This window comes from Janthinobacterium sp. Bl 1, from assembly GCF_058215535.1.
The window spans coordinates 3,137,719-3,150,210 of record NZ_CM177086.1 but is presented as its reverse complement, the minus strand read 5'-3'; the positions used below and the strand labels follow the sequence as shown (position 1 = coordinate 3,150,210).

The following is a 12,492-nucleotide window of genomic DNA, read 5'->3' as shown; positions in this document are numbered from 1 at the left end:
CCGTGCGGCGTCATCGTTTTTGTAAAATCACGCCGCTCATGTATTGATTCAGATCGCGAAAATCCTTCACGCTCCAGGCGTGCGGCGCAATCTTGACGCCATTTTCTTTCAGGGTTTTCGGAATCAGGTCGCCATTCGGGCGAAGGATGACCGACGAGACGATCACGCCCGGATACTCATTGAGCCGTTTCTTGAAAGCGGCGGTGGTCAGATCGGGGGTACGGGGATTGCTTTTATTTGCCAACGGCCCTGTTCCCTTGATCTCCGCTCCGTGGCACACCGCGCATCGCTGCATGTAGAGATTTTTTCCATTCACGTTCTCCGCGAAGGAGGTCGATGTGTGAAGCAGCGATAAAAGGCCCAGCGTAGCGGTGAATACTAATTTCATTGTCATGTAGTTTGTTATTGATATCAATCGGAGCTGGCTCAGGGCAAACCCGCATGGGTCGCTGCGACACTCGATGCTCCAGATCATATTTTAACCGGAATTGCTCATTCGATAAGCGATGCGTGCAGCCGGGGAACGGCCTACAATAACCAGGCTGGACACTGCGTGGCTGCCTGCTGACGGGCCGCGCGGCCTGTGTCGCACCCCGTCGGCGCTACCGCCACAAGGAGTATTCGCATGAGCAAGCAAGCCACCATCGTCCTCGTCCACGGTTTCTGGGGCGGCGCCGCCCACTGGAGCCGCGTCATTGTCGAATTGCGGCGCCACGGCCACACGGCCATCCGTGCCGTCGAACTGCCGTTGACGTCGCTGGCCGACGACGCCGAGCGCACGCGCAAGATGGTGGCGCAAGTCGATGGCCCGGTATTGCTGGTAGGACACTCCTACGGCGGCGCCGTCATCAGCGTGGCCGGCAACGCGCCGAATGTTGCGGGCCTCGTCTACATCGCCGCCTTCGCGCCCGACGCGGGCGAAAGCCCGGGCAGCATCACGCAGGAACACCCGCCCATCGGCGCGGCCAGCCTCGAGGGCGACAGCGACGGCTATCTGTGGGTCAAGCCCGAGCAGTACCATGACAGCTTTTGCCAGGATCTCGATGCGGAAGAAGGCGCCGTGCTGGGCGTGGTGCAGAAAGCGCCGCTGGCCAGCACCTTCGGCGACACCGTCAGCGAGCCAGCCTGGAAGCACAAACCCAGCTGGTACCAGATTTCCAGCGCCGACCGCATGATTTCCCCCGTCAACCAGGAGCGCATGGCCGCGCGGCTGAATGCGCGGAAAGTCATCACGCTGAACGCCAGCCACGCCTCGCTGGCTTCGCGCCCTGTGGAAGTGGCGGCGCTGATCCTCGAGGCGGCAGGCGCGGTGGCGGGCGGCTAAGCGGGCTGCGCTACAGCCACCCTTCGCGCTTCAACCGCCGGTGCAGCCAGACACAGCCGCCGATGATGATGGCGATCACGGCCGGATAGCTGCCGCGCCACTTCAGTTCCGGCATGAATTCGAAGTTCATGCCGTACAGGCTGAAGACCATGGTGGGCACGGCCAGGATGGCGGCCCAGGCGGCCAGGCGCTTGACGACCTCGTTCTGGCGGATCGAGATTTGCCCCAGCGCCACCTGCATGGCCGAATTGACCAGCTCTCGCATCTGCCCCGCCGTATGCGTGACCCGTTTGACGTGGTCGAGAATGTCGCGGTAATAGATGCGGTTTTCCTTGGGCACGATGTCGCCGTGGAAACGGATGAGCTGGGTGCAGATGTCGTGCAGGGGGTTGACGGCCGCGTCGAGCTTGAGCAACTCCGTCTTGAGCTGGTAGAAATCCTGCAGCTTGTCTTCGGAGAGGCTGGGCTTGAACAGCTGCAGTTCATAGTGCTGGAAGCGGGCCTGCAAATGGTCGATGCAGGGCTGGTACTGGTCGACGATGAAATCGATGATGGAATACAGCACGTAGCCGGGGCCGCTGGCCAGTTTATCGGGCACGCTTTCCTTGCGCTCGCGCAGCTTCGCATAGCCGGCCGAGGGGCCATGGCGCACCGTGATGATGAAGCGTGGACCGAGAAAGACGTGGGTTTCGCCGTAAACGATGGCCTCGCCGTCCAGAGTGGCCGTATGCATCACCATGAACAGGGTGTCGCCGTACTCTTCCAGCTTGGGCCGCTCGTGCGCGCCCTGCGCATCCTCGACGGCCAGTTCGTGCAAGCCGAAGGCCGATTGCAGCGCCTGCATGGCCGTGGCGTCGGGGCCGGCCATGCCGATCCAGACGAAGCAATCGGGGTCGCCGAGAAAGTCGCCCACCTTGTCGATGTCGAAGTGGGCGATCTTCCTGCCGTCGCGATACGCTTCGCAATTGACGACGGCGGCGTGGGTACTCAAGTCCATGTGATTTTCGGGCTACGATGTCGGGCCGTCAGTATAGCGGAATGACACTGTCACTCTGTTAAGTTGGCCACCGTCGCCCGCAACGAAGCTTAGAACAGGCCGAACAGCGATTTTTTCGGCGCCGCGCAGGCGGCGGTGACGGGCGCCTCGATTTCCTGCCTGGCCGCCGGATCCGTCACATCGAGCAGCACCTGCTTGCACTTGTTTTCACCAAGGAAGCGGAATTCCACCTGATATGTCTTGCCCGCTTCCGGCGTCAGCTGCAAGGTCAGCGGGCCGCAGGAACCGGCGCGCAAGCCGTGTTCGGCCGGCCAATCGGCGTAAGCCTGCACCCAGACCGGTACGCCCGCCGTCAGCGTCTTCTGCACTTCCGGCAACACGCCCGTCATGCGCCGCGAACGCTCGACCATCTTCGAGATAAACGGCAACAATTTCTCGCGCAAGGTCGTGGCGTCGTACACCTTGCCCGCCGGCGTGAAGTCCTTGCACTCCTCCTTGCTGCCACTGGTGCCGTAGTCCACCACCATCTGCTCGCCCGAGGATACCAGGCTCAGTTTCGCAACCGCGGGCACGGCGGCCGCTTCCGCGGCAACAGGCTGCGCCACCGGCGTTTCCACCGCCGGCTTCGCCACGACTTCGTCACCCGCCTGGGCCGCCCAGGCACTCACGCTGGCCGCAGCCAGCAAGACACTCAATACACCACGCACACTATCTTTACGCACAAGAAATCCAGATTCAAAGTAGGTTTCATCGAAACATTAGTTAATTCAACATAACCAATATTGCCATAAAAGATAATATATTAAATATTTCCATATGGCAACTTTATAATGTGCGGTTTGCCTGCGCGTCGCGTCTCATCACGTCTCAATAGCGGTAGTTCAGGCTCAGCATCGCATTGCGCGGGTCGCCGTAACTGACCCTGCGGCCCGTGCTGATGCCGTAGTAGCTGCGGTCGCCCAGGTTATTGAGGTTCAACGACAGGGCCATGCGATCGGAGACCTGGTAGCGCGCCATGGCGTCGAACACGGCGTACGAGCCCTGGTGCACGGTGGTGGTGCCGCCGCGCACGGCCCGGGTTTGCTGCCAGGTGTGCGATTGCCAGCGGGCGCCGCCGCCCAGCGTCAGGCGCGGCATCGGCTGCCAGGTGCTATACAGGCTGAGCTGGTCCTCGGGCGCCAGCGTGTTGACCTTGCCGGCAGCGTCGCGCGCGATCTTGTGCGTGTAGCCGGCCTGCAGCTGCCAGCCCGGCATCAGCTGGCCCGACACTTCCAGCTCCACGCCGCGCGAGCGCACGCCGTCGATGGCGCGGTAGGCGTCCATGCCCGTCACCTTGTTCACGGCGTCGACAGACTCGGCGAAATTATCCTGGCGCACCTCGAACGCGGCCGCGCTGGCGTTCAGGCGGCCGTTGAGGAATACGCCCTTCACGCCCGCCTCGATATTCTTGCCCAGCACGGGGTCCAGTGTCTTGTTGTCGACGTCACGGCTGTTTTGCGGACTGAAGATGTCGCTGTAGCTGGCAAACGCCGTCAGGTTTGGCGCGAAGTCCCAGGTCAGGCCCGCATACGGCGTGAAGATCGACGCTTCATCGATCTCGGCCGTTGGGTTGACGTAGGACGACAGGCGCCCGCCCATGATCACGTGCACGCCCTGCGGCAGCGAAAAGCGGCCCGTCGCATACACGGCCTTCTGGCGGATGACTTCACGGGCCGTGTCCAGTTCCCACTTCGGCTCAGCGACCATGCCCCGGTAAGTATAGATATTATCGACCTTGATGAAGGAATACGGGCTGAAAACGTCGTCCGACTGCTTGCGGTAGGCGTTCGCGCCCACCACCAGTTCATGCGTGCGGCCCAGCAAGGTGAACGGCCCCTTGGCGTACACGTCGAGGCCATTGCTGGTGGCGTCGCTGTTGTACTGGCGCGCCGTGACGGACGTGCCGCTGCCGTCCGCCCTCGGGAAACCGTCCAGGTAGGCGACGGGCGCGTACAGGGCGTTGGCCTGGTGGATCAGGCGCAGATTGGCCAGCCAGCCATTGTCGAACGTGTGCTCGATCGAGGCGAAGACGGATTTGGCTTGCGTCTGCTGCGTGCTCCAGGTGGGCGCGCCGTTGAACGAGCGGGGCATGGTGAAACGGTTGCCGTCCGCGTCGAACAGGGGCGCGCCGCCCCAGTCGCTATTGCGCGGCACCGTATGCTGGTAGTCGGCGCCCACGGTCAGCAAGGTGCGCGGCGACAGGTCCGCCTCCAGCGTGCCATAAGCCAGTTCGGAGCGGCGCTGGTAGCGGTCGACGAACGAGTGCTTGTCCTGGTACGAGGCCACGGCGCGCGCGCGCACGCTGCCGCTGTCGTTCAGGGGTCCGCCCACATCCGCCATGCCGCGGTAATTGCTCCACGATCCAGCCGACAGGTCGGCCAGCGCGCGCAGTTCGCGCGTGGGTTTTTTGCGGATCAGGTTGACCGTGGCGCCCGGCGTGCCGGCGCCGCTCATCAGCGCATTCGCGCCCTTCAGCACCTCGACCCGGTCGTACAGGTCCATATTGGCCAGGGACTCACCCAGGTTCAGCGAGGCGTCGCGCGTCCACGGCAAGCCGTCGTAGCTGAAATTGTCGAGCGAAAAACCGCGCGCATAGTAAATCGTGCGTTCGCTGTCGATGTGCTGCACGTACACGCCCGGCGTGTGGTTCAGCACTTCGCTCAGCTGCACCAGGCCGAAATCGTCCATCTGCTGGCGCGTGACGACGCTGACCGCGTGCGGCGTCTCCCGCGGCGACAGCACCAGGCGGTTCGCCGTGCTGACGGCGCCCGTCGTGTACGAACCCGTGTCTTCCGTCACCTGGCCCAGGTAATTGGTGGTGATGACCACTTCCGGCATCGTTGCCTCGGGATGGGCGGCGGCCTGTGGCGCCGCCGCTTGCACGGTATAGACGCCGCTATCGGTCTTGAGCAGGGCCAGCTGCGTGCCCTGCAAGGCGCGGCGCAAGGCCTGCTCCGCCGTGAAATCGCCGTGCACGGCCACGCCGCTGGCGCCGCGCGCCAGGTCCGCATCGATGGAAATGCGCACGCCGCCACGGCTGGCAATCGCGATCAGGCTGGCGTTCAGGGGCTGGGCCGGCACGTCATAGCGCACGGTGGCTGGCGCCATTTGCGCCGCTGGCGTTTGCGCCAGGACGGTGGGCACGGCGCAGGAAAGTAACATTACAGCCAGGGGAATCTGGCGCATCAACAATGGTGGCATGCTGGGACTCTATCTTGGTGGTGAAGGAAAAGTGGGGCTACACCAGGTATGAGTCGCGGCGCGCCAAAAGTGACAGTGCCGGCGCAAAAATAATGTCAGCCCGCCTTCACATCTAGGCCAGTCCACCAGCCGCCGGGTCCCTGGCGCAAGGTGACGGGCAGGGTTTCGGCCAGCGCCAGCAAGGTGGCTCCGCTGTCGTCGAGCGAGTAATTGCCGGACACGCGCAGCGCCGCCGCCTGCGCCGTGATGTCGATGTAGCCGTGGCGGTACGGCCGCAAGGCGGCCACCACTTCGCCCAGCGGCTGGTCGACGGCCACCAGCATGCCCTGCTCCCACGCCGTCGCCTGGCCTGGCGCCAGGCCAGGCAGCATGGTCAGCCGGTCCGCGTCGAAGCGCGCCGCCTGGCCCTGGCGCAGCACGCGCGCCAGTCCCTTGCCGGCCGGACGCACGTCGAGATCGCCCCGCAGGGCCAGCGCCACGGTGGCCTGCGCTTCGCGCCGCAGCATCAGTTCGCCGCCCGGCGCCGTCACCGTGCCGTGCGCGCTGCGCAGCAGAAATGGGACATTTGCCGCGTGCGCCACCCTGGCCAGCAGCTGGCCCTGGCGCAAGGTGACGTGGCGATGTTCATGCGTGACGTCCGTATCGGCCGAGGAACGGGCATCCAAAGTCAGCACGCTGCCGTCGGCCAGCGTGTAGCGGCCCCGCTTGGCCGTAGCCGTATGCAGGTCGGCGCTCCAGTCCGGCAAGAACGGGCTGCCGCGCAGCAGCCAGGCGCCGCCGAAGGCCGCGCCCGCCAGGCACAGGGCGCCCTGCAGCCACTGGCGCCGCTGCTCATCGTGCCGGGCGGCGCGCGCCAGGGTTTGCCCGACGGTCCCCGCCCCGCCCGCCGCCTGCAGCGGGCCGACGCTGTGCTCGACGGCCTGCCCCAGGGTGTGCCACGCGGCCGCATGGCGCGCATCGGCGGCCAGCCAGCGGGCGAAGGCCTGATGCTGGGCCGCGTCCGCCTCGCCCGAACTCAGTTCGACCAGCCAGCCGATGGCGGCGTCCTGTACCGCAGCGGACATGCTCATGCCGGCTCCGCGGCGGCCAGGCAGCAGCGCAAGCCTTGCGCCATGTACTGGCGCACCATGCTGGCCGATACGCCCAACTGCGCCGCGATCTGCGCATACGTGAGGCCGTCGAGCTGGCTCATGAGAAAGGCGCTGCGCGCCTTGACGGACAAGGTATCGAGCGCGCGCGACAGCCGCTCCAGCGCTTCGAGCAGTACGGCGCGTTCCTCGGGCGATGGCTGGACGGCGTCCGGCAGCAGCGCCAGGGTGTCGAGATAGGCCTGCTCGATATCGCGCCGCCGCCACTGCTGCAGCAAGATGCTTTTCGCTACCGTCGTGAGATAGGCGCGCGGCTCGCGGATGGCGGCCAGCCGCCCCGCATGCAGCACGCGCACAAAGGTTTCCGAAGTGACATCTTCCGCCTCCGCCCGGTTACGCAGGCGTAACAGCAAGCGCTGCAACAGCCACCCCTGGTGGCCCGTAAACAGGCTGGCGGCCAGCGTGGCGTCATTCGAAGGGAAAGGCAAGGCAGACAAGAGCGGATCCGGCGTCTTTAATGATAATGATTCTCATTATATTGCAGGGACTGGAGGCTGCCCCGCACGGTTGCAAGTGCTGTCAGGCGCCGACAACGCAGCAGCAGTCTTGAAGGACGAGGGATGCCGCAGCACGCTATGCCGTCGAGATGACCGCATTCAGGGCGCGCCGCAACTCCTTCAGCCTGGGCGGCTTGCCCAGCACGCAGTTGACGTGTTCGGGATAGTCGCTGTCGGCCGCCAGGCGCTGGCCCCAGCCCGTGAGCATGATGATGGGCGTGGCCGGCGAACACTGGCGCACGGCGCTGGCCACCTTGCGCCCGTCCACGTGGGGCATGCCCAGGTCCGTGATGACTACCTCGAAATCTTCGTGCCGGTCGCGCGCGGCCAGGAAGCTGTCGATGCCGGCCTGGCCCCCATCGGCGGACACCACGTCGTGGCCATCGATTTCCAGTATGTCGCGCAGGGACTTGAGCACCATCGGGTCGTCGTCGACGACGAGGATGCGCAGGCGCGGCGGCACGGCGTGGGCCGCGTCGGGCGCCGGCTCGCCAGCATCCGCCGCGCAAGCGGGAAAAGCCAGGCGCACCGCCGTGCCCTGCCCCGGCGCCGTGACGATGTCGATGCTGGCGCCATGGCGCTCCATCATGCCGTACACCATGGCCAGGCCCAGGCCCGTGCCCCGCTCGCCCTTGGTGGTGAAAAACGGTTCCAGGCAGCGCCGGCGCGTGTTCTCGTCCATGCCGACGCCCGTGTCGCCCACTTCGATCAGCACCTGGCCGGGCGCGCCCACGCTGGCCGTGCGCACGGTCAGGGTGCCGCCATCGGGCATGGCGTCGACGGCATTGAAGACGAGGTTCGTCAGCGCTTCGCGCAATTCGCCCACGCTGCCGGGCAGCATGGGCAGCCCGTCGGCCAGCTCCGTGCGCAGGACGATGACGATGCCGCGCTGCTGCGGCATGTCGCTCCAGCGCGCGCGCGTCAGGTCCAGCACCTGCTGCACCACCAGGTTGGCGTCGATGGGCGAGAGCGCCAGTTGCGGTTCGCGCTGGCGATAGAATTCGCGCATGCGCGCCACGGTGGCGGCCACGTCGTCGATGGCGCGTTCGATCACTTCCAGGCAATGCCGGCCCTGCGGACTGAGACTGGTTTCCGTCTCCAGCAGCGATTCCGTGTACAGGGCCACGGGAGAAATGGCGTTATTGATGTCGTGCGCGATGCCGCTGGCCATCTGCCCCAGCGCGCGCAGGCGTTCCTGCTGCATCACCGACTGCTGCGTCTGGCGTAAATCGTCATACGCGCGCTGCAGCGCCCCGTAGAGCTGCGCCTGGTTGGCCGCCAGCGCCACGTGTTCGCTCAGCTGGCTGAGGAATTCGCACTCGCCGCTGGTAAAGCTGTTTGCGGCGCGGCGTGCCACGATCAGAATGCCGAAGACCGTGTTTTCGGCCAGCAGCGGCGCCATGACGAGGGCGCGCAGTCCCCCTTGCGCCAGGCGCTGCGGAAACGGAAACGCCACCCCGGCGATGTCGGCTTCATACACGAGCTTGCCGCGCACGCAGCTCGACAGGCCATTCTCGTCGATGGGAATGTGCGCGTGTTCGCTCATCATGAACGACTGCGCCAGCGCCTCGCTGCGCACGCCCACGCACGTCACCTGCAGCGCGTGCTGCGACGGTTCGTACAGGCAGATGCAGCTGAAATCGATGGGCAGCTGCTCTTCCAGGCTGCGCACCACCACCTGAAAAATGCTGCGCAAGTCCTGCCGCTCGCCGATCGAACGCGTGATCTGCTGCAGCAGGTTCAGGCGCTCGAGCTGTTCATGCACCTTGCGCTCAGCCAGCTGGCGTTCGGCGATCTGCGTTTCCAGGGCGGCATTCGTGTGCGCCAGCTCGTCGCGCGAGACGGTGGTGCGGCGCAGCTTTTCCGTCATGCCGTCGAAGGCGCGCGCCAGGTCGCCGATTTCATTTTTGGTGTGCACGCCGAGCGAAAAGTCCAGCTTGCCGGCGCCGACGATCAGGGTGCCTTGGCGCAGCTTTTCCAGCGGTCCCGTGACGCTGGTCATGGTGAAGTAAATCAGGCCGGCCACCAGCGCGATGATCATGCCGCCAAACAGCACCACGGCCACGTTGGCCCGCTGCTGCGCCTCCAGCACCCCTTGCCGGCTCAACTCGGACAGCCGCATCGCCTCCGAAATCATGCCCTGCACCTTGCCCATGATCTGGCCGGACAGGCGCGACTCCAGCTCGTCCAACACTTCGCGCCGCTGCGGGTCCTGCCCCAGCTCGCGGTGGTTCGCGACAAACAGGTGGAACAGGCCGCCCACGCCGGCCAGGTCGCCCTGCAATTTCAGCAGCAGCGCGCGCTCCTCGCCCGTGCTGAAGGCGGGCGTGGCCAGCAGGCCCGACGACAGCGATTCGCTGCGCAGCTGCCATTGGGCCCGCGTGCGCTCGCCATGGTGCAGCGCATATTCGATCGACAGGTAGCGCAGCGACGTGACGGCTTGCAGGATATCGGCCGCCGCCTTGTTCTTCGCCAGTTCGCGCTGCATCGCCATGGTGGTGGAAAACAGCATGGCGACGATGATGGCCACGAGCACCACGCAAAACAGTTCGGCCAGCTTGAAACGCGTTACGATTTTCACGGTGGCCTTCTCAATGAATGACCGTCACGGCCGATGGCGCCACGGCTTCCAGGCCGTCCAGGTAGACGGCGTCGAGGAAGTTCGGCATGTCGCCGCGCTCGGCCATCCGGTTCCTGATGGCCCAGCGCGCCTCGTCTTCCAGCGCCAGCAGCAAGCCCTGGTCGAGCACGACGCCGAAGCGGTAACCGTGCCAGGCTGCCTGCAGGCGCGCCGTCTCGCTGGCCGATGCCTTGGCAAACAGGGCGCGCGCGGCGGCAGGCTCGTCCTGGCAAAAACGGGCGCCGGCAATCAGCGCCCGCAGCACCTTGCGCACCGTGGCCGGGTGGCTGCGCACATAGCCGTCCGTGCCGGCCACGTTGAACAGGCCCGCATAGACATCCTCGCCATAGAAGATGGCCGCCTTGCCCGCGATGGCATGCGTCATGCCCGTCAGGAACGGTTCCCAGCCGGCCGCCGCATCGATCTCGCCCCGCGCCAGCGCTCCGGCCAGCTGCTCGGGCGCGTAGTTGCGCAAGGTGACTTCGGCGGGCAGCAGCTTCTGGCGGTTCAAAAAGGCGTCCAGCGTGAATTGGCCGGACGTGCCCAGGGTCACGCCGATGCGCTTGCCCTTCAGGCTGGCGGGCGTGGACACGCCGCGGTCCAGGCGCCCCACGATGCCGTGGTCGCGCTCGGCCTCGAAGATGCTGGCGATGATGACGACGGACTGCTTCTTCAGGCTGGCCAGCACGACGGGAATATCGGAAACCGTGCCCAGGTCGGCCTTGCCCTGCAACACGGCTTCCATCGACGCCTTGCCCGACGAGTACGGCTGCAGCCGCGCGTCGATGCCTTCGCGCGCGAAATGCCCCTGTCCGTGCGCGGCCAGGACGGGGCAGCTGCCCACGTAATCCGCATTCACGGCCAGGCGCAGCACTTCCACGGGGCCGGGCGGCGCGGCGGGACGGGCATTGAGCTGCCAGATGGCCACGGCAACCAGCGCCAGCAACAACGCGATGACCGCCAGCCTGGCCATCCACCGCCCCGGTGCAAGGCCGCTCATGCGCTGCACTGCGCCGTGGCCGACTCCAGCGCGCTGTTGACGGCTTCGGAAAACGCCGTTACGTCGATCGGCTTGGTGAGATAGCGGTAAAAGCCCGCCGCCAGCCCCTGGCGGATATCGCCGGGCCCGGCCAAGGCCGTCAGGGCGATGACGGGAATATGCGCGGTGCGGGCATCGGCACGCAGCAGCTGCATGACTTGCGTGCCGCTGATGTCGGGCAGGTCGCTATCCATCAGTATCAGCTGCGGCACGTGGCGGCGCGCCATGTCCAGGCCCGTCTGCCCGTCGCCGGCCGACAGCAGGTCGAGATCGGGACGGAAATGGATCAAACCCGCCACCAGGGTCACATTCAGGGGATTGTCTTCCACATACAGCAGCGTCTTGCGGTCCGGCAGCCGTAGCATTTCGGCGGGACGGGAAATGATGGGCAGGCGCGCACTGTCCTGCGGCGGCTGGCGCGCCGGGCAACTGGCGATATCGAGCCAGAAGGTGCTGCCGCGCCCGGGCGTGCTGGCCACGCCCAGCCTGGCCTGCATGGCTTCGGCCAGGCGCTTGCTGACCACCAACCCCAGACCCGTGCCCTCCTCGTCGCGCGCATCGCGTCCCAGGCGGTTGAAGGGCTGGAACAGCGCCTCCAGCTGTGTGGCGCTCATGCCGCCGCCCGTGTCGCGCACGGACAGGCGCAGCTGGCGCGCGTCGACGGGCTGGCAATCGACGTGGATCTCGCCTTGTTCCCGGTTGTACTTGACGGCGTTCGACAGCAGGTTGATCAGCACCTGCTTGAGGCGCGTGCGGTCGGCCAGCACATGCACGCCGCCCGCTTCGACGAACGTCAGGGTGATGCCGCGCTTGTGCGCCAGCGGTTCCATCATCTGCCAGCATTCGTGGTAGATGTCGGCCAGGCTCACGGGTTCCATCGACAGCGACATATTGCCCGACTCGATCTTGGCGATGTCGAGAATGTCGTTGATCAGGGTCAGCAAATGCCGGCCGGCGCCGAAGATGTGCGAGGCAAAGGTTTTCTTTTCCTGCCCCGTCGAGGGGATGGAATCGGACATCAGCATCTGCGAAAAGCCCATGATGGCGTTGAGCGGCGTGCGCAGCTCGTGGCTCATGCTGGACAAAAAATTGGTCTTTTCCTGGTTTGCCCGCTCGGCCACTTCGCGGGCCAGCTGCAAATCCTTGTTCATGGCGTCGAGTTCGGCCGTGTGCTGGCGCAGCAGCAGTTCCAGGCGCGCATTGGCGATGCGCAGCTGGCGCGTTTCCAGGGCCCGCGCCAGTATCAGCAGGATGCCCGACACCTTGAACGGCTTGACGACGTAATCGAGCGCGCCCGCCTTCATGGCCTGCACGGCCGAGGCGATCGTGCCTTCGCCCGTCATGATGATGCAGGCCAGGTCGGGATCGATCTTGCGCGCCGCTTCCACCACGGCGATGCCGTTCATGCCCGGCATCATCAGGTCGACCAGCAGCAGGTCGAACGATTCGGCGGCCAGCAGCGACAGCGCCGCCTCGCCCGAAGCGAGCCCCGTCGTGTCGTATGCCTGGCCGCGCAAGGTGTCGCACAGCGCGCGCACATGCGCCAGCTCGTCATCGACGATCAGTAACCGCGGCGGCATTGATGAGCTGTTCATGCATTCTCCTGGCGGCATGGCATTGCGGACCG

General features: G+C 65.7%; 10 protein-coding genes. 1 reads left to right on the top strand and 9 read right to left on the bottom strand.

The window, feature by feature from the left end; genetic code table 11:
* Positions 1-10 precede the first annotated feature (10 nt).
* A complete protein-coding gene (locus tag AC4BCN_RS14085) occupies positions 11-388 on the bottom strand; it encodes a c-type cytochrome (protein WP_456150969.1) in 378 nt (125 codons plus the stop codon).
* 237 nt (positions 389-625) lie between these two features.
* Between AC4BCN_RS14085 and AC4BCN_RS14080 the strand changes: the two genes are divergently transcribed.
* On the top strand, positions 626-1,324 hold the full coding sequence (locus AC4BCN_RS14080) for an alpha/beta hydrolase (protein ID WP_139091885.1): 699 nt from the start codon (positions 626-628) through the stop codon (positions 1,322-1,324).
* Between the two features lie 10 nt (positions 1,325-1,334).
* Here AC4BCN_RS14080 and AC4BCN_RS14075 read toward each other — a convergent pair whose 3' ends face one another.
* The 8 genes from AC4BCN_RS14075 to AC4BCN_RS14040 form a co-directional block, all read right to left on the bottom strand.
* Entirely contained in the window at positions 1,335-2,321 is a 987-nt protein-coding gene (locus tag AC4BCN_RS14075; protein ID WP_139091886.1) for a magnesium and cobalt transport protein CorA, read from the bottom strand.
* Positions 2,322-2,410: 89 nt separating this feature from the next.
* The gene (locus AC4BCN_RS14070) at positions 2,411-3,043 is read right to left on the bottom strand and encodes a hypothetical protein (RefSeq protein WP_139248287.1); all 633 of its coding nucleotides are present in this window, start codon (positions 3,041-3,043) and stop codon (positions 2,411-2,413) included.
* A 145-nt stretch (positions 3,044-3,188) separates the two neighbouring features.
* Positions 3,189-5,561: a TonB-dependent siderophore receptor gene (locus tag AC4BCN_RS14065; RefSeq protein ID WP_490493560.1), complete on the bottom strand. Its 2,373-nt coding sequence runs from the start codon at positions 5,559-5,561 to the stop codon at positions 3,189-3,191.
* Between the two features lie 95 nt (positions 5,562-5,656).
* Positions 5,657-6,631 (bottom strand): FecR family protein, encoded by a 975-nt coding sequence (locus AC4BCN_RS14060; protein ID WP_490493559.1) that lies wholly within the window; start codon positions 6,629-6,631, stop codon positions 5,657-5,659.
* On the bottom strand, positions 6,628-7,146 hold the full coding sequence (locus AC4BCN_RS14055; protein WP_490493558.1) for a sigma-70 family RNA polymerase sigma factor: 519 nt from the start codon (positions 7,144-7,146) through the stop codon (positions 6,628-6,630). Before AC4BCN_RS14055 ends, AC4BCN_RS14060 begins: the two co-directional genes overlap by 4 nt.
* Before the next feature lie 136 nt (positions 7,147-7,282).
* Entirely contained in the window at positions 7,283-9,787 is a 2,505-nt protein-coding gene (locus AC4BCN_RS14050) for an ATP-binding protein (protein ID WP_490493557.1), read from the bottom strand.
* A gap of 10 nt (positions 9,788-9,797) precedes the next feature.
* Complete coding sequence (locus AC4BCN_RS14045) at positions 9,798-10,826, bottom strand: ABC transporter substrate-binding protein (RefSeq protein WP_490493556.1); 1,029 nt, start codon at positions 10,824-10,826, stop codon at positions 9,798-9,800.
* Positions 10,823-12,460, bottom strand: a complete 1,638-nt coding sequence (locus AC4BCN_RS14040; RefSeq protein ID WP_490493555.1) for a response regulator — start codon at positions 12,458-12,460, stop codon at positions 10,823-10,825. The genes AC4BCN_RS14045 and AC4BCN_RS14040 overlap by 4 nt, the downstream gene beginning before the upstream one ends.
* Between the last annotated feature and the right edge of the window lie 32 nt (positions 12,461-12,492).